General features: G+C 70.7%; 17 protein-coding genes. 7 read left to right on the top strand and 10 right to left on the bottom strand.

Annotated elements, in window-relative coordinates:
- The first annotated feature begins 85 nt into the window (after positions 1-85).
- Positions 86-1,060: a Bug family tripartite tricarboxylate transporter substrate binding protein gene (locus tag IEY36_RS20000; RefSeq protein ID WP_188970048.1), complete on the top strand. Its 975-nt coding sequence runs from the start codon at positions 86-88 to the stop codon at positions 1,058-1,060.
- 67 nt (positions 1,061-1,127) lie between these two features.
- Here the strand turns inward: IEY36_RS20000 and IEY36_RS19995 are convergent, their stop codons facing one another.
- The 3 genes from IEY36_RS19995 to IEY36_RS19985 all read right to left on the bottom strand — a co-directional run bounded on the left by IEY36_RS19995 (position 1,128) and on the right by IEY36_RS19985 (position 4,031).
- Positions 1,128-1,907, bottom strand: a complete 780-nt coding sequence (locus tag IEY36_RS19995) for a hypothetical protein (protein WP_188970046.1) — start codon at positions 1,905-1,907, stop codon at positions 1,128-1,130.
- Positions 1,904-2,536 carry an isochorismatase family protein gene (locus IEY36_RS19990; RefSeq protein WP_188970044.1) on the bottom strand — a complete coding sequence of 211 codons (633 nt, stop codon included), beginning with the start codon at positions 2,534-2,536 and terminating at the stop codon, positions 1,904-1,906. Before IEY36_RS19990 ends, IEY36_RS19995 begins: the two co-directional genes overlap by 4 nt.
- Before the next feature lie 307 nt (positions 2,537-2,843).
- Positions 2,844-4,031: an FAD-dependent oxidoreductase gene (locus tag IEY36_RS19985; RefSeq protein WP_188970042.1), complete on the bottom strand. Its 1,188-nt coding sequence runs from the start codon at positions 4,029-4,031 to the stop codon at positions 2,844-2,846.
- A gap of 75 nt (positions 4,032-4,106) precedes the next feature.
- Between IEY36_RS19985 and IEY36_RS19980 the strand changes: the two genes are divergently transcribed.
- Positions 4,107-4,922, top strand: a complete 816-nt coding sequence (locus IEY36_RS19980; RefSeq protein WP_188970040.1) for a S49 family peptidase — start codon at positions 4,107-4,109, stop codon at positions 4,920-4,922.
- An 11-nt stretch (positions 4,923-4,933) separates the two neighbouring features.
- Here IEY36_RS19980 and IEY36_RS19975 read toward each other — a convergent pair whose 3' ends face one another.
- From IEY36_RS19975 to IEY36_RS19965, 3 genes are all read right to left on the bottom strand, one after another.
- Entirely contained in the window at positions 4,934-5,575 is a 642-nt protein-coding gene (locus IEY36_RS19975; protein ID WP_188970038.1) for a sulfotransferase family protein, read from the bottom strand.
- Between the two features lie 87 nt (positions 5,576-5,662).
- Positions 5,663-6,796 carry a M20 family metallopeptidase gene (locus IEY36_RS19970; RefSeq protein ID WP_188970036.1) on the bottom strand — a complete coding sequence of 378 codons (1,134 nt, stop codon included), beginning with the start codon at positions 6,794-6,796 and terminating at the stop codon, positions 5,663-5,665.
- A gap of 1 nt (position 6,797) precedes the next feature.
- A complete protein-coding gene (locus tag IEY36_RS19965) occupies positions 6,798-7,586 on the bottom strand; it encodes an SDR family NAD(P)-dependent oxidoreductase (protein WP_188970034.1) in 789 nt (262 codons plus the stop codon).
- A 30-nt stretch (positions 7,587-7,616) separates the two neighbouring features.
- On the opposite strand from IEY36_RS19965, the gene IEY36_RS19960 reads away from it, so the two are divergent.
- The 3 genes from IEY36_RS19960 to IEY36_RS19950 all read left to right on the top strand — a co-directional run bounded on the left by IEY36_RS19960 (position 7,617) and on the right by IEY36_RS19950 (position 10,358).
- Positions 7,617-8,522 (top strand): YicC/YloC family endoribonuclease, encoded by a 906-nt coding sequence (locus IEY36_RS19960; protein ID WP_229681443.1) that lies wholly within the window; start codon positions 7,617-7,619, stop codon positions 8,520-8,522.
- Positions 8,523-8,792: 270 nt separating this feature from the next.
- Complete coding sequence (gene gmk, locus IEY36_RS19955) at positions 8,793-9,428, top strand: guanylate kinase (RefSeq protein ID WP_188970337.1); 636 nt, start codon at positions 8,793-8,795, stop codon at positions 9,426-9,428.
- Between the two features lie 3 nt (positions 9,429-9,431).
- Positions 9,432-10,358, top strand: a complete 927-nt coding sequence (locus IEY36_RS19950; protein ID WP_188970032.1) for an AEC family transporter — start codon at positions 9,432-9,434, stop codon at positions 10,356-10,358.
- On the opposite strand, the gene IEY36_RS19945 is transcribed toward IEY36_RS19950, so the two are convergent.
- A complete protein-coding gene (locus IEY36_RS19945) occupies positions 10,318-11,259 on the bottom strand; it encodes a LysR family transcriptional regulator (protein WP_188970030.1) in 942 nt (313 codons plus the stop codon). The two genes, IEY36_RS19950 and IEY36_RS19945, sit on opposite strands and share 41 nt — an antisense overlap.
- Positions 11,260-11,389: 130 nt before the next feature.
- Between IEY36_RS19945 and IEY36_RS19940 the strand changes: the two genes are divergently transcribed.
- The gene (locus IEY36_RS19940) at positions 11,390-12,304 is read left to right on the top strand and encodes an alpha/beta fold hydrolase (RefSeq protein WP_188970028.1); all 915 of its coding nucleotides are present in this window, start codon (positions 11,390-11,392) and stop codon (positions 12,302-12,304) included.
- Between the two features lie 79 nt (positions 12,305-12,383).
- Here IEY36_RS19940 and IEY36_RS19935 read toward each other — a convergent pair whose 3' ends face one another.
- A complete protein-coding gene (locus tag IEY36_RS19935) occupies positions 12,384-12,731 on the bottom strand; it encodes a hypothetical protein (protein ID WP_188970026.1) in 348 nt (115 codons plus the stop codon).
- Positions 12,732-12,777: 46 nt separating this feature from the next.
- Here IEY36_RS19935 and IEY36_RS19930 point away from each other — a divergent pair, with 46 nt between their 5' ends.
- Entirely contained in the window at positions 12,778-15,885 is a 3,108-nt protein-coding gene (locus tag IEY36_RS19930; RefSeq protein WP_268238163.1) for an ATP-binding protein, read from the top strand.
- A gap of 46 nt (positions 15,886-15,931) precedes the next feature.
- Here the strand turns inward: IEY36_RS19930 and IEY36_RS19925 are convergent, their stop codons facing one another.
- Both IEY36_RS19925 and rsmA read right to left on the bottom strand, forming a co-directional pair.
- The gene (locus IEY36_RS19925; protein ID WP_188970022.1) at positions 15,932-17,833 is read right to left on the bottom strand and encodes a hypothetical protein; all 1,902 of its coding nucleotides are present in this window, start codon (positions 17,831-17,833) and stop codon (positions 15,932-15,934) included.
- A 55-nt stretch (positions 17,834-17,888) separates the two neighbouring features.
- A complete protein-coding gene (rsmA, locus tag IEY36_RS19920) occupies positions 17,889-18,740 on the bottom strand; it encodes a 16S rRNA (adenine(1518)-N(6)/adenine(1519)-N(6))-dimethyltransferase RsmA (RefSeq protein ID WP_188970020.1) in 852 nt (283 codons plus the stop codon).
- Positions 18,741-18,765 lie beyond the last annotated feature (25 nt).

Genomic DNA, 18,765 nt, shown 5'->3' with positions numbered 1-18,765 from the left:
CCACAGCCATAGCGGCCTGCCAGCCCTTGCCTTGCCCCGGAGGGCGCGGGAGATTTCCACGGCTTCACGATGGAGAACGAAAATCATGACCGGGTTGCGCCGCCGCGCGCTTCTGCTCGCGCCGCCATTGCTCGCTCTTCCCGTCATCGCCCGCGCGCAGGCCGCCTGGCCCGACCGTCCGGTGCGTTGGATCAATCCCGGCCCGGCCGGCGGCGCGGGGGATGTGCTGTCGCGCCTGGTCGGCGACCGCCTTTCCGCCCGTCTCGGCCAGCCCGTGGTGATCGACAACCGACCGGGCGCCGGCACCAATATCGGCATGACCGCGGTCGCGCACAGCGCGCCGGACGGCTACACGGTCGGGCTTGCCTCGATCGCGTCGAACGCGGCCAACAAGTGGCTCTATGCCAACATGCCCTTCGATGCGGAGAAGGACTTCGCCGCCATCGGCATGATCGCGCTGGTGCCGAACATCGTCGTCATCCCACCCTCGATCCCGCCACGGAGCCTCACCGAGTTCATCGCCTGGGCGAAGGGGCTCGGCCGGCCGCTGAATTTCGGCTCGGTCGGCATCGGGTCGTCGCAGCACCTCGCCGCCGCGCAGTTCGGCCTGATCACCGGCATCGAGATCATCCACGCGCCCTACAACCAGGCCGGCCAGATGAACACAGATCTGATCGAGGCGCGGCTGGATGTGCTGTTCCAGTCAATCTCGGCGGTTGCCTCGATGGCGCAGGCGGGGCGGATGCGGCCCATCGCCGTCTCCGGGCCCGATCGCGTGCCGGCCTTCCCCGACCTGCCCACCATGCGCGAGCAGGGAGTGGACGTGACCACCACTGGCTGGTTCGGGCTCGCGACACCGGCCGGCGTGCCGGAGCCGATTCTGGCGAAACTCGACGAGACGTTGACGGCGTCGCTCGAGGAACCGGCGCTGCGGCAGCGTATCATCACCGGCGGGTCCATCCCGACCATCATGCGGCGAGCGGCATTCGCCCGGTTCATGGCCGAGCAGACCGAGACGATGGGCGCAATCATCCGCGCGACGGGGGCGCGAACAAACTGAAGGGCCGGGCGTCTGGCCGCAGGCCCCATGACGACGCGCGGCGGCGCCATGGGGTGCGGGCCGGCCGTCAGCCCGCGCCGCGCAAGGCGCCCGTCAGCGCCAGGCCGATTGGCACCATCCCCGGGATCACCTCCCGCGTGAACAGCGCGAGGGTCGGCGCGAAGCCGGCCAGCGCCTCCGGCGCGGCGGGGGCAGGGCCGAGGGCGGCGATCAGTCCCGGCGCCTCCGCCTCGGCCGCCGCGACGGCGGCATCGCGCCCGGCGGCGACGCCCTCTGGCGAGAGCACAGGCGCGAGCAGGCCCGGCAGCAGCGCGACGACCTCGGGCCAATGCGTCAGGTGCAGATACAGGCTCGGCACCACCGAGGCATCGGACAGGCCATGCCGGTCGGCCAGCGCCTGCACGACGGTCGCGACATCGGGTGGCAGATCGGCGAGCTTCGGCAGGGCAGGGGGCTTGGGCAGCATGGCACCGGTCGCGGCCGTGGCGCCCGGCGAGCCACCCGCCAAGCCGGCCGCGCGCAGCCGGATCGCCGTCAGCACGCCGAGATTGGTGACGTTGCCGCGGTTGTAGGTCTCGATCAGCTCGGCGACGCCCGGCGGTGCCGCCACGGGTGCCAGCGCCGGCACCGCGACGCGCGCCGCGATGCGGTCCCGCGCCCCCGCCGCCGCGCCGGAAGCCAGCGCCGGCGCCGCCTGTGCCCACAGCCAGTCGAGCACGCCCGGCAGCGCCGCCGCATGCCGCCAGATCAGGTTCACCTGCGCGACGCCCACGCCCTGCCGCAGCCCGGCATAGATGGTGGCGACCTCGGGCGCAGCGTCTGCCTCGCGGATTTCGACGAGGCTCATCGCGGCGCGCACCACGCGGTTTCGAGTTCCACGCGCGTCATCAGGTCCGCGTATTTCTGGCCCATGTCGAAGAGGTTCGCCTCATGCGGGCCGATCGCCCGGTCGCCGACGCAATCCATCACGCAGACGGTGCGGAAATTGTGCTGCATGGAATCCACCACCGTCGCGCGCACGCAGCCCGAGGTGGTGCAGCCCGCCACCGCCACCGTGTCCACCCGTCGAAACGCCAGCCAACTGGCGAGGTTGGTGTCGAAAAAGCCGGACGCCCCCTGCTTGCGGATCACCAATTCGCCCGGCAGCGGCGTCAGTTCTGGCACGATCTGCGACAGCGGCGATGTCTCGGTGAGCTTGCGCAACGACGGCGCCTTCAACGTGAAGACGCCGGCATCTGCGCCGTCATCCGCATAGACCACGCGCGTATGCGCCACCGGCCAACCTTGCTTGCGCGCAAAGGCAAGAAGCTCAACCGTCTGTTCGATGGCCGGGCCGATATTGCCGCCGCCGAAATGCGCGGGATCGGAGAAGCCGACGACGAAATCGATGATGACCAGCGCCGGCGCCTGCCCGAGCCCGGCACGATTGCCCATGCCCTGGCGGTGATAGATGTCGGCCTCGGGGTGTCCGCTCATATTTCATGTCCCTCAAACGGCGGGCGGCCGGCATGCGCCGGCCTGGCCTTTGCGCCCCACACTGTTGCGCCGGCGGCCGCGGGCCGGTTGGGCGCGGTCGCGCCGTGCGCTCCTGGGCCTTGGTCGGGTCGGCTCACGCCACCTGCTCCGCATCGCGCAGCAGCCGGACCATCGCGCCGTGCAGTGGGACGGCGCTGTGCTTCGGCTCGCCTCGGCCTGACCTTCGCGCCACGCACTGTTGCGTTGGCGGCGACGGGCGGGTTCGGCGCGGTCGAGCCGTGCGCTCCTGGGCTTTGGTCGCGTCGGTTCAAGCCACTTGCTCCAGATCGCGCAGCGACTGGATCATCGAGCTGCGCAGCAGGAAGGCGCGGTGCTTCGCCGGGTCGGCCGCCGTCGCGCGTAGCTCGTCATGATAGGCCTGGCGCACCGCCGGGTCGCGCTGGTTGAGGATCTGCCGGTTGCGCATCGTCGTCGCCTGCACCGTCTCCAGCGCCACGCGGCGACGCTGGCGCGTGTAGCGGTCGAGCAACGAAGGCTCGGCGCCGCGCCACACCTCGGCGAGCTTGCCAGCCAGGTTGAAGGCGTCATGCACGCCACCATTCATCCCCATCCCGCCCAGCGGATTGTTGATATGCGCCGCATCGCCGGCAATGAAGCAGCGCCCCTTCGCATAGGTATCGGCGACGCGTTCATGCACCCGATACGCGGTGCGATGGCGCAACTCATACCCCGCCGGGTTCGGTACCACCGCCTGCAGCCGTTCCTCGATGCGCGCGGGGTCCATCATCCGCGCCTCGGGCTCCGCCGCATCGGTGGGGAACAGCACGCGCCACAGCGAGGCGGTGCGCAACAGCACGAACCATTCCTCGGGATCGGAGATGTAGGCGATGTTGGTCAGGTCATCGATGTGCTCGTGAAACGCGAAGGTTGTTGACAGCGTCAGGAAGATCTCGGGGATGGTCTCGCCCTCGAAGCCGATGCCGAGCGCCTTGCGCACCGCCGATGACGCACCATCCGCGCCGATCAGGTAGCGCCCACGCAACGGCTCGCGCGACCCATCCGGGCGTTCGACGGTCAGCGTCACGCCATCGGCATCCTGCGCGACATCCACCGCCTTCGCGTCATACAGGAAGGCTTCCGCCGGCAGCCGGTCGCGCAGCATGCGCGTCAGTCGCCACTGCTCGCATTGCAGCCGGTAGGGATGCGCCGTGTCGTCGCGCAGCACGCCGAGGTCGAAGGTCGCGATCACGCCCTTGTGCCGGTCGCGGAACTGCCAGGTCGGGCAGACCAGCCCCTGTTCGATCATCGCCGCGGTCACGCCGAAACGGTCGAGCATGTCGAGCGTCGGCGGATGGAAGGTCGAGGCGCGGAGGTCGTCGGGCAGGTCGCGCGCCTGTTCGACGATCAGGATGGGGATGCCGGCATCGGCGAGCACGGCGGCGGCGACGAGCCCGGCAGGCCCGGCGCCGGCAATCAGGACGCGGTCATCTGTCATGCCCCCATAGCAGCGCGCCAAGCATCGCCCGGCAAGGCGCCTTGATGCGGGCGCCCGCGTCGGCATCTATGCGTCATGGCATTTTCCTTCTTCGACCGCGCCCCGCGCGTGGCGCTGGTCCGTCTCGCCGGCCTCATCGCCGCCCCCACCGGCCCCTTCTCCACCGGGTTGAACGATGCCGGCATCGGGCCTGTGCTCGACCGCGCCTTCGCGATCAAGCGCCTGTCGGCGGTCATGCTGGTGGTGAATTCGCCCGGCGGCTCGCCGGTGCAATCCGCCCTGATCGCCAACCGGATCCGCCGCCTGGCCGAGGCAAAGAAGGTGCCCGCCATCGCCGTGGTCGAGGATGCCGCGGCCTCGGGCGGCTACTGGATCGCCTGCGCGGCGGATGAGATCATCGTCAATCCGGCCTCGATCCTCGGCTCGATCGGGGTGATCAGCGCCGGCTTCGGCTTCGAGCAGGCGATCGCGCGGCTCGGCGTGGAACGCCGCCTGCGCACCGCGGGGTCGGAAAAATCCTTCCTCGATCCGTTCGTGCCGCCACGCGACCAGGATGTCGCACGGCTCGAGGATCTGCTCGGCAAGTTGCATGACGAATTCAAATCCTGGGTCCGCGCCCGCCGCGGAGCCAGGCTGAAGGCGCCCGAGGACCAGCTCTTCACCGGCCGATTCTGGACCGGCCGCGACGCGGTCGGCCTCGGCCTCGGCGATGGCTTCGGCGACGCGGAAGGCGAGGCGAAGCGCCGGTTCGGGGAGAAGGTGAAGATCATCCGCCTCGGCGCGCGCAAGCGCGGTTTCCCCTGGCGGTTGCTGCCCGGCGCGCGGGAAGGGGTCGAGGCGATCGCATCCGTCGCCGAGGAACGCGCCGCCTGGATGCGGCTCGGGCTGTAGCCCCCCGCGCCTCAGTCCGTCAGCCGGCCCTGCAGCAGGTGCAGGAAGGCCTCGGTACGGTTGGTGTGCGGGAAGGGGACGTTGGGCGCCGCAACGCCGAGGAAGCGGCACAGCGGCTCCCACCCCTGGGCGACGTCATAGACCAGCAGCCGGTCCGCCGCGATGGCGGCCCGCACGTCCGCGGTGTGGCGGCGATAGGCGGCGAGCACGCCATCCGCGTCGGTCGGCGCGCAGCCGAAGGTCTGGCGCGTCACCATTTCCCCCATCGCGGCCAGCATGTCGCCGACATGGGAGGGCAGGGCGGGCAGCGCCGCGCTGCTCGCCAGCACCGCGCCGATGGTGTTGGAAAAGCTGCGCCACCACGCCTGCTCCGGCCGCACCGTGAGGATGACCTTTGCCGCCGGGTATCGCACCGCGAGTTCGCGCCAGACATGTGCCCCGGGCCAGTCCACCTGGGCGCGATAGCCGTCGAAGACCACATCCCAATCGACCGTCCGCCCGGCCGCCACCGCCTGCCAAAAGGGGACCTGGGCGGGGTTGGCGAAGCAGTCCTCCATATGGTGGCAGGGGCCGAGGCCAAGGATTTCAAGCGCGCGCTTGAGGGATGCAGTGCCCGTGCGCCCGAAGCCCGGGCCGATGATGTCTAATGCCATTGATATGTCGCGTCCGCATGGATTGGCGTGAGGTAGGTGAATTCTCGCATGGTTTACACTAATTCAGGTTAATTCAGTGCGAACCGATCATAGCCCGGCAACTCCCGGCCCCAGCGTCTCGAACAGCCGCGCCAGCATGCGCGTGCGCGGCACCAGGCAGCGCAGTTCGATGAATTCCTCCAGCGTATGCGGCCCGCCGCCGATCACGCCGAGGCCATCGAGCGTCGGCACCCCCAGCGCGCCGGTGAAATTGCCGTCGCTGCCGCCGCCGGCGATGCGCTCGCCGGCCGACGGCAAGCCGGTCTCGGCCGCCAGCATCACCGCGTGGTCGTACAGCGCCTGGATCGCCGGCGTCTTGGCGAAGGGTGGCCGGCCGAGGCCCTCGCTCACCTCGGTCCGCACATCCGGGTCGTGCTGCGGCAGGACATGGACGGCCTCGCGCAGGATCGTCGCCTCGGCCTCCGTCGGCACCAGCGCGTAGCAGATGGCGCGGCATTCGGCCGGCACCATGTTCTCATGCGTGCCGCCCTGCACGATGCCGATATTGACGAAGAAGTTGCGCGGATGGTCGGTCAGTGACTCCAGCGCCAGGATGTGGTGCGCCATCTCGCGCACCGCCGAACGCCCCTCCGCATGATAGGCCCCGGCATGCGCCGGCCGGCCGATGGTGCGCAGATGCCACCGCGCGATGCCGTAGCGCCCGACGGTGAACTGCCCACCGAAGCCGGAGGGCTCCGCCACCAGCGCGGCGCGGTGCCGCAGCGCCTCCGCCTCGATGGCGGCGCGCGAGGTTGGGCTGCCAATTTCCTCATCCGGGATCATCATCACGCTGACCGGCAGGCGCGGCCGGCGGCCCTGCGCATGCAGGTGCTGCAACGCGGCGACCGCCATCGCATTGCCGCCCTTCATGTCATAGATGCCCGGCCCATAGGCGCGCTCGCCCTCGACGCGATAATCGAACGTCCCGCGCTGATGCACCGTGTCCATATGGCCGAGCAGCAGCAGCCCCGGCCCATTCACCTCGCCCGGCACGCGGCCGATCAGGATGTCGCCATAGCCGTCGCGGCCCGGTGTCCGCTCGATGGTCGCGCCGATGCCGCGCAGCAGCGCCTCGACATGGTCGGCGACGCGGTTGACGCCCTCGGCGTCATTGGTGGGGCTCTCGATCTCGACCCAGGCGCGGACGGCGTCCAGCAATCCGTCCGTTGTCAAATCCCGCATCTCAGATGTTTCCGTCCGCTGACTTGGCGGGCATGCGACTGAAGAACCAGGCGCGCGCCGCGATCGGCATCATGCCCAGCACCCGCGCGCCGAGATAGGTCGGCAGCGGATACGCCACCCGCACCCGCCCACGCGCGATGCCCGCCAGCGTCCGCCGCGCCGCCTCCTCCGCATCCATCAGGAAGGGCATCGAGAAGGCATTGCGCGCCGTCATCGGCGTGCGGACATAGCCGGGGCAGACCGCATGCAGGCGGATGCCGCGCTGGCGCTCGCTGGCGTCCAGCGCCTCCGCCCAGCGCTGCACCGCCGCCTTGGCGGCGCAATAGGCCGGCGCCCCCGGCGCGGCGACGAAAGCTGCGATCGAGGCCACCACCGCCACCCGCCCACGCAGCCCATCCGGCCCCGGCGCCTGGCCGGTCATCACCGCGATGGCGGGCAGGGCGGTGTTCAGCACCCCCGTCACATTGATGTCGAAGATCCGCCGAGTCTGCTCCGCCGGTTCCGTCGTGCCGCCCGTCCCCGCCGAGACGCCGGCATTGGCGATCACCAGATCGAGCCGCCCGGCCCCGGCGATCCACCCCGCCATCGCCGCCGCGTCGCGCACATCGAGCACCACCGGCCGCACCTCGGCCCCGCGGGCGCGGCAGGCGGCGGCGGCTTCCTCCAGCCTCGCGGCGTCGCGGCCGGAGATATGCAGCACCGCACCCGGCCTGGCACAGCCCTCCGCCAGCGCGCTGCCCAGCCCCGAGGAAGCCCCGGTGATCAGCACATGGTCCCAGCCCGCTTGCATCGCGCCCCTCCACGGGGGAGAAGCGGCGCCATGGCCGCACATCCCCTCTCCTCCATGACCGGCTTCGCCCGCGAGGGCGGCACGCTGGCCGACGGTTCCTCCTTCCTGTGGGAACTGCGCTCCGTCAACGGGCGGGGGCTCGATGTTCGCCTGCGCCTGCCCAATGGCTTCGAGGCGATCGAGACCGCGCTGAAGGAAGCCACGGCGAAGCGCCTCAAGCGCGGCAACGTCTCCGCCACGCTGACCATCAAGCGCGAGGAACGCACCGGCGCGCGCCTGACGCCGGACCCTGCGGCGCTCGACCAGGCGCTGAAGATCGCGCTGGAACTGGTGCTGCGCATCCCCGGCTGCCCACCGCCGCGCGCCGAATCGCTGCTGACCCTGCCCGGCGTGCTGCGCGCCGAAACCACCGAACCCGATGAGGCTGAGGAAGAAGCCAAGCGCGCCGCCATCGCCGCCGCCTACGCCACGGCGCTCGATGGCCTGATCGCCTCGCGCCAGAGCGAAGGCGAGAAGCTCACCGCCATCCTCGGCCTGCTGCTCGACGAGGTGGCGGCGCTGCACGCCCTTGCCACCACGCAGGCCGCCGACCAGCCGGCGCTGCATCTCGCCCGTCTGCGCGAGGCCCTCGCCGCGCTGCTGGAGGGCGAACGCCGTGTGCCCGAGGACCGCCTCGCCCAGGAAGTCGCGCTGCTGGCGACCAAATCCGATGTGCGCGAGGAACTCGACCGCCTCTCCGCCCATATCGCCGAGGCACGCCGGCTGCTCGCCTCCGGCGACGCGATCGGCCGCAAGCTCGACTTCCTGACTCAGGAATTCGTGCGCGAGGCCAATACGCTGTGCAGCAAATCAGCCTCGATACCGCTGACGCGTATCGGCCTCGACCTCAAGGCCGCGATCGAGCGGCTCAAGGAACAGTCGGCGAATGTCGAATGACGTCCTGCCGCCGGTCCCCGCGCCGCGGAACCGGCGGCGCCCGCCGGCTCAGGCTTCCGGCAGGCGCTGCGGCAGGGTTCCGTCAGCATCCACGAGGATGCCGGCAGCCAGTTGCGCCGCGACAAGGGTGGCGAGAACGATGATGAAAATCGTAAACGGCATTGGGAACGCTCCTATGTGGCATTCCTCCCTAACCTGTTCATCGACATGGGTTGTTGCATTGCACAATGCAAGGCTGACGGCGTACCGGGCCACCGGCGGCGGCTGGTGATGGCGCTGGAGCCGATCGCCCGTCGCGGACTGTGCCTGGTGCTTGCCGCCGCGCCCGGGGCGGGCAAAACCTCCGTCTCCCGCGCGTTGCTGGCAACCGAACCGGCGCTGTCGCTTTCGATCAGCGCTACCACCCGCGCGCCGCGCCCAGCCGAGCAGGAAGGCGTCCACTACTTCTTCAAGACGCCCGAGCAGTTCGACGCCATGGTCACGCAGGGCGAATTCCTCGAACACGCCCACTTCCTCGGCCGCGCCTACGGCACCCCGCGCGCCGCGGTCGAAGCCGCGCTCGCCGCCGGCCATGACGTGCTGTTCGACATCGAATGGCAGGGCCATCGCCAGATGAAGGCGAACCTGCCCGAGGATGTTGTCGGCATCTTCCTCCTGCCGCCCTCCTTGCCCGACCTCGAAGCCCGCCTGCGCGGCCGCGGCCAGGACAGCGATGTCGAGATCGCCCGCCGCATGGCCGCCGCGCGCGAGGAGATCACCCACTGGGACGAGTTCGACCACATCGTGGTCAATCGCGACTTCGAGACGACCGTCGCCGCGGTCCGCTCGATCCTGCACGCCGCGCGCAGCGAACGCCGCCGCCAGCCCGGCATGGCCGGCTTCATCGCCCGGCTGCTGGCGGGCTGACGCTTGGGCGTCATCCTCGACATCGTCGCACCCGTCTTCATCATCGTCGGCCTCGGCTACCTGGCGGCGGTGCGGGGGCTGGTGGACCAGGCGGGATTTCGCGGCCTCAACGACTTCACCTTCTCGCTCGCCGCGCCGGCGCTGCTGTTCGTCGGCGGCACCTCGGGGCATCACGGCGGTGGGCCGGCGGCGGTCGCCTTCTTCGGCGCGGCGCTGCTCATCTATGGCGCGGCCTTGTGGCTCGGCACGGCGCGCATGCGCATGCCGCTGGGGGAGGCCGGGCTGTTCGCCCTGAACTGCACCTTCGGCAATACGGTGATGATGGGCATTCCGCTGATCGCCGCGGCCTTCGGCCAGGCCGGGCTGCCCATCCTGATCACCATCATCGCGCTGCATTCGATGGTGCTGCTGACGCTGGCGACGGTGGTCGCCGAGGTCGGCCTGCATCGCCACGCTTCCTGGCGGCGCATCGTGGTCGCGACACTCACCGGGGTGGTGCGCAACCCGGTGGTGGCGACGGTCTTCGTGGCCCTGGCCTGGAGCACGATCGGCCTGCCGGTGCCCGGCGTGATGCGCCGCACGCTGGAGATGCTGGGTGCCGCAACGCCGCCGGTAGCGCTGTTCTGCCTCGGCGGGTCGCTCGCCGCCTTCAGCACCAGCCAGGCCTGGGGCGAGGTCGCCTGGGCGACGGTGTTGAAGCTCGCCGCCCTGCCGCTGCTGGTCTGGGGCGCCTGCGCGCTGATGGGGCTCGGTCCGCTCGAGACGGGCGTGGCGGTGATGACCGCAGCCCTGCCGACCGGCGCCAACGCCTTCCTGCTGGCGCGGCGTTACGCGATCGGCGCGGACCGCTCGGGTGCGACGGTGCTGGTCTCGACGGTGATCTCGGTGTTCACTCTGGCGGCGGTGCTGGGCTGGCTGCGGGCGGGCTGACGGGGCGGTCCCACGGCGGCGGATCGCCGAAGGCGCTGCGCAGATGGCTCATCAGCGCGCGGAGCTTCGCCGAACTGCGGCGCCCCTCGGCATGGGCGAGAAAGATGAATTCCGGCTCCGCCTCGGCACCGACATCGATCGGTTGCAGCGCCCCGGCGCGCAAGGCCTCACCCGCGATGAAGGAGGGCAGCAGCGCGATGCCAAGCCCCGCGACGGCGGCATCGCGCATCACATCGCCATTGTTGACGCGCAACGCCGCGCGGGCCCGCACCAGTACGGCCCCGCCCGGGCCGACCAGCCGCCAATCCGCCACGCCGCGGTTCGAATAATAGATGCCGTCATGCGCTTCGAGTTCGGCCAACGAGCCCGGCCTGCCACGGCGCGCGAGATAGTCGGGTGAGGCCACCAGGCATCGGCGGCTAGAGGCCAGGCGCAGGGCGACCAGCCGGCTGTCCTCGACCGGCCCGTGGCGGATGACGGCGTCATAGCCCTCCGCCGCCACATCGACGCGGCGGTCATCGAGGTCGAGCGCCAGGGTGATGCCGGGATGCGCCGCCAGGAAGGGGTAGATCGCCGGGCCGAGATGCATCCGCCCGAAGGTGACCGGCGCCGACAGGCGCAGCGGCCCGGCCAGGCTGCCGCGGCGTTCGGCGATTTCGGCGGCGGCATCCTCGACCTCACGCGAGATGCGCGCGGCGCGTTCGAGGAAGGCGATGCCGTCCTCGGTCAGTGACAGCCGGCGGGTGGTCCGATGCAGCAGCACCGTGCCGAGGCTGCGCTCCAACTCGCCCAACCGCTCGCTGACGACGGATTTGGCCAGGCGCAGGCGGCGGGCGGCCTCGCTGATGGAACCGGCCTCGACGACCTGGACGAAGGTGGCGATGCCGTCGAGCCTGATCATTGTTCGGGAAAGCCGAATTCGAGTTTCGATATTCAAAGTCTGCTCCGAACGATCGGAAAGCGCCATTGTCGCACCATCGGAGGCGGCCGGGGTGATACGACCCAGGCCCGCTCCCACAGGAGACGACACGATGCTTCGGTCCTTGATCGGCGCGGCTGCCGCGCTGGCTTTCGCCCTACCCGCCATGGCGGAGGTGCCACCCTATCCCGCCGGCTTCCGCACGCAGGCAGTCGAGGTGGACGGGGCCACCATCCATGTCCGCATCGGCGGGCAGGGACCGGCGGTGCTGATGATCCACGGCTATGGCGAGACCGGCGACATGTGGGCGCCGCTCGCCGCCGCCCTGGCCAGCGACCATACGGTCATCGCACCCGACCTGCGCGGCATGGGCCTCTCCTCGAAGCCCGAGGGTGGCTACGACAAGCGCACTCAGGCCGGCGACATGGCCCGGGTGCTCGATGCGCTCGGCGTCCAGCGCGCCGACCTCGTGACGCACGACATCGGCAACATGGTCGGCTACGCCTTTGCCGCGCAGTACCCGGCGCGGGTGACGCGCTTCGTGCTGATGGATGCGCCGGTCCCCGGCATCGGCCCGTGGGAGGAGATCCTCAAGAACCCGCTGCTCTGGCATTTCCGTTTCGGCGGACCTGATATGGAGCGGTTGGTCGCCGGCCGCGAGCGCATCTACCTCGACCGCTTCTGGAACGAGTTCTCCGCCGATCCGCGGCGTTTCGATGAGGCATCGCGCGAGCATTACGCCAGGCTCTATGCCCAGCCCGGGGCAATGCGCGCGGGCTTCGCGCAATTCGCCGCCTTTGATCAGGACGCGATCGACAACCGCGCCTTCCTCGCTCGCGGCGAGCTCACCATGCCGGTGCTGGCGATCGGTGGCGGCGCTTCCTTCGGCACGACCATGGCCGACGTGATGCGGTTTGCCGCGACGAACGTGGACGGCGCCGTGATCGCGAATTCCGGCCACTGGCTGATGGAGGAACAGCCCGAGGCGACGGTTGCCGCCATCGTCGCCTTCCTTGGGCGCCACTGACGCGCCGTGCTCGCGGGGCGGTGCCCGCCGGGCCGATCGCGACGGGGCCGGCGGCCTCGTCGCGCCAGTCAGGCCAGCGTTACGGCCAGACCTTCGACCGCCCGCCTTCCTGGTCCTTGTCGGCTTCCAGCGGCGTGGCGCCGAGGTTCACCACGCGCTGGATGACGCCTTCCTCCTCGCGCCGCACCGGCTCGCCGGCGACGACATCCTCGGGCGCCTGCGCTTCCCAGACGCCATCCTTCATCAGGTAGCGCTGGATTCGGCCCGACTGCTTGTAGGTCACGCTGAACGGGCCGGGATGGAACACGGCGCGCGTCACGGAGCCGGGCGGCCACAGGATTTCATAGCTCGCCACATCCGCATCGGCGTCGAAGGCGGCCTCGCGCGCTTTTGCGAGGGGCATCTTCTCAAAGGGATCGTCGGACATAGGATTATCGGTCCTTGATTTCGTTCGTGTATGGTATCGCATCCTCATGCCGCTGCCGGAAGATGCTTCTCGGTGTCCACGATGCGCGACGCTTGCGCTCGCGAATGCGCGCTTCTGTCACAATTGCGGACAGGTCCTGACCGCGCCATCGGCGCCGCGCGGCGAGGAACGCAAGGCGCTCTCGGTGCTCTTCGCCGACATCCGCGGCTCGACCCGCCTGATCTACAATGAGGACCCGGAACGCGCCCGGGAACTCTTCAAGCCAGCCATGGACGCGATGATCGACGGCGTCCGCCGCTTCGGCGGTACCGTCAACCGCGTGGTCGGCGACGGCATCATGGCGATGTTCGGTGCGCCGGCGGCGATGGAACAGCACGCCCTCGGCGCCTGCTGCGCGGCGCTCGACATGCGCGACGCGCTGCGCCGGATCGGCGCCGACCAGCGCGCCCGTCACGGCATCGACTTCGCCGTGCGCATCGGCGTCCATTCGGGCGAAGTCGTGGTGCACGATGTCGTGAACGACCTCTCTGCCGGCCTCGATGCCGCTGGTGCGGTGGTGCACATCGCCGCGCGCATCGAACAGGCGACCGAGCCGGGCGAGGTCTGGATCTCGCTCGCCACGCGCCGGCTGGTGGAAGGCTACGTCACGGTCGATACGCCGCGCATGGTCGACCTGCGCGGCGCCACCGAGCCGGTCGAGGTCTATCGTCTCGTCGCCGCCGATCCGCGGCGGACCCGCCAGCAGGTCGCCGCCCGTCGCGGCCAAGCCCCCTTCGTCAGCCGCACCGGCGAGATGGCGGTGCTCGATGAGGCGCTCAATCGCAGCAGTGCCGGCACCGGCACGGGTGTGGTGCTGGTGGGCGATGCCGGCTGCGGCAAGTCGCGTCTGGTGCAGGAATTCCTCGCCCGCCAGCCGCTCGACAACCCGCGCGTGATGCACGCCTTCTGCCAGCGCTACGATGCCGCGACGCCGCTCGCCCCGCTGGCGAGCCTCGCGCGCACCCATTTCGGCGTGACGCCGGAAGACGACACCGAACGCGTCCATGAACGCGTCGAGGCCGGGCTGCGCCATGCCGGCCCCGGCATGGCCGACGCCATCCCGGCCCTGGTCGCGACCATTAGCCGCGGCGCCGAGGAAGCCGCCTGGCGCGCCCTCGCACCCGACCAGCGGCAGCGCCGCCTGCACAGCGCCTTCACCGGCTTCTTCCACCACCTCGCGGAGGAACGCGCCCTCATTCTCACCGTCGAGGACGTGCATTGGGCCGATGGCGAGACGCTCGCCGTGCTCGACCGCGTCGCCGAGAACCTGTCCGGGGAGCGGCAGATGCTGCTGCTCGACCACCGGCCCGACTTCACCCATGACTGGCCGTCGACGATCACCCCGGTGCGCGTCGGCCCGCTCTCGCGCGACCACACGCTCGACCTGATCCGCCGGCTGCTCGGCGACGATATCGGCAATCACCGTCTCGCCCGGATGCTGGCCGACCGCACCGGTGGCAACCCGTTCTTCCTCGAGGAATGCGTCGCCTCCCTGCTCGAGCAGGGGGCGCTGGTGGGCGCGCGCGGCGCCTATCGCCTGGTCGCCGAACTCGACACGCTCGACCTGCCCGACACGGTACGCAGCCTGATCGCCTCGCGCCTCGATCGCCTGCTGCCGGCCGACAAGCAGGTGCTGCAGGCTGCCGCCATCATGGCGCGCGACATCGAACCGGGCATCCTCGCCGCCATGCTCGAACGCAGCGAGGACGACGTGCTCCCCGCCCTGCTGCGCTTCGAGGCCGCCAACCTGATGGTCGGCGCAGCGCAGGGGGAGACGATGAACTTCGGCTTCTTCCACGCGCTGATCCAGGAGACCGCCTATGCCGGCCTGCTGAAGTCGCATCGCCGGGCCTGGCATGCGCGGCTGATGGAAGTGCTCGAAGGTCCGCATGGCGACCGCCTGACCGACCGGGTCGAGGCGCTGGCGTTGCACGCCGCGCGCGGCCAGTCCTGGGCCAAGGCGGCGCGCTACGGCCGGCAGGCCGGCGCCAAGGCCGCGGCGCGCTCGGCGAACCGGGAAGCCGCCCAGTTCATCGAGCAGGCGATGGACGCCCTGACGCATCTGCCCCAGAACGAGGAGGTGCTGCGCGAGTCCGTCGATCTGCGGTTCGACCTGCGCACGCCATTGTTCCGCCTCGGCCAGGTCGGCGCGCTGTTCGACCGCCTGCGGGAGGCCGAGGCGCTCGCCCAGCGGCTCGGCGACTACGACCGGCTCGGCCAACTCGCTATTTTCATGAGCCACCAATGCTGGCTGGCCGGCGACAATGCCGGGGCGATCGGCGCCGCCGAACGCGCCGCCGCGATCGGGCGCAGCGCCGGGGATCCCGCTTTGGTGGTGCGCGCCGGCTTTCAGGCCGGGCTTGGCCAAGTCGGGCTGTGCCTGTTCGAGGACGCCGCCGCCTCCATGTCGACGGTCGCCGAACTCGCCGAACAGCCGGGCTATCTCAACCGCTTCGGGCTTGATCGACCGCTCGCCGTGGTCGCCCTCGGCTACCGGTCGCGCGCGCTGGCCGAACTCGGCGAATTCCAGCGCGCCGCCGAGGCGACGGAAGCATGCCTCGCCCTCGCTGCCCTGGTGCAGAAGCCCTTCACCTCGATTTTCGCGTCCATCGCCGAAGGCCATCTGCGGCTGATGACCGGCGAGCCGACCACCGCCATGGCGTCCCTCGAGGCGGCGCTCGACTACGCCCGCAAGGCCGAGACGCAGCTCATGATCCCGGTCGCCGAGGGCCTGTTCGGCGCCGCCTGCACCGCGGCCGGGCGCTGGTCCGACGGCGTGACGCATCTCTCGGCTGCGGTGCGGGAGGCCGATGCGATGGGCTTCCTGTTTCAACAGCCGCTGCGCCTCGCGCTGCTCGCCGAGGCGCATCTGGCCACTGGCGAGATCACGGCCGCCGCCACCCAAGCGCAAGCCGCCCGCGGCTTGGCCGAACGCCAGGGCGCCCGCGGCGCGCTCGCGCATGCCCTGATGATCGAGGCGCGCCTCGCGCGTCATGATGGCGATGACGCGGCCGCTATGAAACAGTTCAGCGCCGCGCTGGCCATCGCCGAGGAATTATCGATGCGTCCCCTGGCGACGCGCATTCGCGCCATGATGCAGGCTCTCCCCGGTTGAACAGGCCGAGGCTGGGGCTATGGCCGGCTGCGCGCTGTGACCTTCGTCACAGCACCGCGTCGAAACGCTGGGGTCGCGTGAGGTTGCCGACCGAGGACAGCACCACCAGCCGCGTACCCGACGCGCTATCCGTCACCGTGGCGCGCAATCCCCAGCCCTTGGCCCCGGCCGGGGTGCGCGGCGCCTGCCAGGGCAGGCGGATCTGCGCACTCGCGCCGGGCGCGATCGGCGGCAGCGAAGCCTCGCCGACCGAATGCCAGGCGCCGGCGCGCAAGGGCAGGTCGGGCGTCGTCCCTTGCGCGTCGACCGCGATCCGCAGCGTGCCGCTCGCCGCATCGCCGCGATTGGTGACGCGCAGGCGCAGATGGTCGCCATCCAGCATCAGGTCGGGCGAGGTCCAGGGCCAGACGCCGGCCCGCGGATCGGTCTCGAAGCTGGTGCCCGGCGCCGCATTCCATGGCGTCATGTGCAGCACCGCCCGCCCCGCCGCCGCGCTGACGCCAAGCCGATAGCGGCCGGCCCGTTCCCGCGCGGCGACGATGATGACGACCTGCGCAAGGTCGGCGGTCGGCACGAAACGCGTCCAGCGGGCGGCGTCGCTGCGGATCAGGTCCTGCAGATGCTCCTGCCCGGCGGCGTCGCGGCGGACCAGCAGCAGCTGGACCAGCGGGTCCACCATGCCGTCCTCGGCGGCGAAATCCACCTGCAGCAGCGGCGGTGGCGCGCCCGCGAGGTCGACCACCGTGTAGCGGGCGGCAAAGCCGGCGCGCACCGCGCCGGGCGGGATGGTGAACAGGTACGGCTTGGCCGCGAGGGTTTCGGCGCGCAGCGTCTCGCCGGGCCAGACGAAGGGGCGCTTGCGGCTGAACCGCCCACCGCCCTCGTCATCCTCCACATAGTCGAAGCGCAGGTCGGGCGTGGGAGTGGCGGTGCCATGCATCCAGTTGGCGACGAGGAAATTGCCCCAATCCGTTTCGGTCGACAGGACCTCCCCATCGGCCAGGCTGAGATGTTCGAAGCGGTCGAGATGCCCCGCCCCCGCCACCAGCCCGCGCGCCTCCCGCAGGTCCTGAAGGATGTAGCCGGACGTATCGGACATGCGTTCGAGGATGGTGCGCATCACGTCATGCCCGAAATCCGAGCCGCGCGGGATCTCGCCATGTTGTTCGCACAGCCAGCGCCAGAACAGCGCGGCGGCATAGCTGTGCGGCGCGATCTCGCCGCCTGGGGCCGCATGGTGCATCAGCGGCCGACCCGGGTCGCCGAGGAACTCGATGCCGTCCTTGAGGTAGCGGTCGCCCGAATCGAGCACCCAATCCTCGGCCAGCCGCGCGCCGCCCTCGCGCAGCGCGGCATAGAGCGGCGAGGTCTTCGCGGTGGTCGGGTTGTAGAGGTACTGCACCCGATGAAACAGCTCATGCGCCACTGTCAGCAGCGCATCCGCCCCGTCGAGCCGGGTCGAGACCCACACATGGTCGAGCCACACCTCGGTACCCCCGCGATACGTCGCCCCCGTCTCGGCGCCGAAGGTGCACAGATGGATGGTCAGGCTGCCCGGTACCCGGAAGCCCAGCCCGCGGAACACCTCGATCGAATGCGCCGCCATCAGCGCGACGGACTGGACATGGGCCGGATGTGCGAGGTCGGCGATGCGCCCCAACTCGAGGCCGGCGACCGTGCAGGCGGTCGCGCCGGCGGGCGGGGCGGCCAGCGCCGTCGGCAGCGCATGCAGCGGATGCGCGGCGGCGTCGAGCGTATAGACGATGGTGACCGGCCCGGCGGTGTAGCGCGCCCAGGCCGTTTGCGGGTCCGGCAGGGGGCCGAAGGCGGGGCCGAGCGCCGGGTCCCCACCGTGGCGGGGCGGCACCGGCTCCGCCCGCAATGGCACGGCGTCCGACGCCGACCCACAGCGGCAAATGCCGCGACCGAACAGTGCGCCGAACAACATTGCGATGATCCCACCACGAAACGGCCGGCAGCCTCATGGCTGCCGATGGGTGGCGTCAAGCGCCGCTGGCGGCCGGTTCCGTGCGCTGGAGCACGGCCCGCGCCAACCGGTCGAACTCCGCGACAGTCAGCGTCTCGGCCCGCCGCGTCCCCTCGATGCCGGCGGTCGCCAGCAGCCCTTCCGCGTCGCCGAGCGACTTCAGCGACCCGCGCAGCATCTTGCGCCGCTGGCCAAAGGCGGCCGCGGTGGTGCGCTCCATCGCCTTGAACAGCGCTGGGCCAGGCTCCTCCGCATGCGGGGTGAAGCCGACCACGGCCGACCACACCTTGGGCGGTGGCGTGAAGGCGCCCGGCGGCAGGCGCAGCAGCAGATCGCAGCGGCAGCGCCACTGCGCCAGCACGGCGAGCCGGCCATAGGGGCCGGTATCGGGCGCGGCGCAGATGCGTTCCGCCACTTCCTGCTGGAACATCAGGGTCATGCCCTCGATGCTCGCCGCTTGGCGCAGCCAGCCGATCAGCAAGGGAGAGGCGATGTTGTAGGGCAGGTTGGCGATGATCCGCCGCGGTGCCGGCACCAGCGTCAGCGCGTCGGCGGCGAGCGCATCGCCCTCGATCACACTCAGCCGGCCGGGATGCGCCGCCGCGAGTTCGGCCAGCAACGCCACGGCGCGGCGGTCGAGTTCCAGCGCCACCACCTGCGCGGCCGGCGTCGCCAGTAGTGCGCGCGTCAGCCCGCCGGGGCCGGGGCCGACCTCCAGCACATGCCGGCCCGTGAGGTCACCGGCCAGGCCGGCGATGTGGGCGCAGACGCCAGGGTCGAGCAGAAAATGCTGGCCTAGCGATTTGCGCGCATCGAGGCCATGGCGGGCGATGGCGTCGCGCAGGCTGGGCAAGTCGGAGGGGGTCATTGGTGCGCCAGATTGGAGGGGCTTT

It is taken from the genome of Neoroseomonas lacus (genome assembly GCF_014644535.1).
Classification (GTDB): domain Bacteria; phylum Pseudomonadota; class Alphaproteobacteria; order Acetobacterales; family Acetobacteraceae; genus Neoroseomonas; species Neoroseomonas lacus.
The sequence above is the reverse complement of the archived record's forward strand: the minus strand, read 5'-3'. Positions and strand labels throughout refer to the sequence as shown.

Excerpts from the sequence above, each read along its gene's own strand:
- IEY36_RS19985 (WP_188970042.1), bottom strand. The coding sequence starts at position 4,031 with ATGACAGATGACCGCGTCCTGATTGCCGGCGCCGGGCCTGCCGGGCTC.
- IEY36_RS19935 (WP_188970026.1), bottom strand. The coding sequence starts at position 12,731 with ATGTCCGACGATCCCTTTGAGAAGATGCCCCTCGCAAAAGCGCGCGAG.
- IEY36_RS19995 (WP_188970046.1), bottom strand. The coding sequence starts at position 1,907 with ATGAGCCTCGTCGAAATCCGCGAGGCAGACGCTGCGCCCGAGGTCGCC.
- IEY36_RS19965 (WP_188970034.1), bottom strand. The coding sequence starts at position 7,586 with ATGCAAGCGGGCTGGGACCATGTGCTGATCACCGGGGCTTCCTCGGGG.
- IEY36_RS19925 (WP_188970022.1), bottom strand. The coding sequence starts at position 17,833 with ATGTTGTTCGGCGCACTGTTCGGTCGCGGCATTTGCCGCTGTGGGTCG.
- IEY36_RS19980 (WP_188970040.1), top strand. The coding sequence starts at position 4,107 with ATGGCATTTTCCTTCTTCGACCGCGCCCCGCGCGTGGCGCTGGTCCGT.
- IEY36_RS19960 (WP_229681443.1), top strand. The coding sequence starts at position 7,617 with ATGGCCGCACATCCCCTCTCCTCCATGACCGGCTTCGCCCGCGAGGGC.
- IEY36_RS19940 (WP_188970028.1), top strand. The coding sequence starts at position 11,390 with ATGCTTCGGTCCTTGATCGGCGCGGCTGCCGCGCTGGCTTTCGCCCTA.
- IEY36_RS19930 (WP_268238163.1), top strand. The coding sequence starts at position 12,778 with ATGCCGCTGCCGGAAGATGCTTCTCGGTGTCCACGATGCGCGACGCTT.
- IEY36_RS19990 (WP_188970044.1), bottom strand. The coding sequence starts at position 2,536 with ATGAGCGGACACCCCGAGGCCGACATCTATCACCGCCAGGGCATGGGC.
- IEY36_RS20000 (WP_188970048.1), top strand. The coding sequence starts at position 86 with ATGACCGGGTTGCGCCGCCGCGCGCTTCTGCTCGCGCCGCCATTGCTC.
- IEY36_RS19945 (WP_188970030.1), bottom strand. The coding sequence starts at position 11,259 with ATGATCAGGCTCGACGGCATCGCCACCTTCGTCCAGGTCGTCGAGGCC.
- IEY36_RS19970 (WP_188970036.1), bottom strand. The coding sequence starts at position 6,796 with ATGCGGGATTTGACAACGGACGGATTGCTGGACGCCGTCCGCGCCTGG.
- rsmA (WP_188970020.1), bottom strand. The coding sequence starts at position 18,740 with ATGACCCCCTCCGACTTGCCCAGCCTGCGCGACGCCATCGCCCGCCAT.
- gmk (WP_188970337.1), top strand. The coding sequence starts at position 8,793 with ATGGCGCTGGAGCCGATCGCCCGTCGCGGACTGTGCCTGGTGCTTGCC.
- IEY36_RS19975 (WP_188970038.1), bottom strand. The coding sequence starts at position 5,575 with ATGGCATTAGACATCATCGGCCCGGGCTTCGGGCGCACGGGCACTGCA.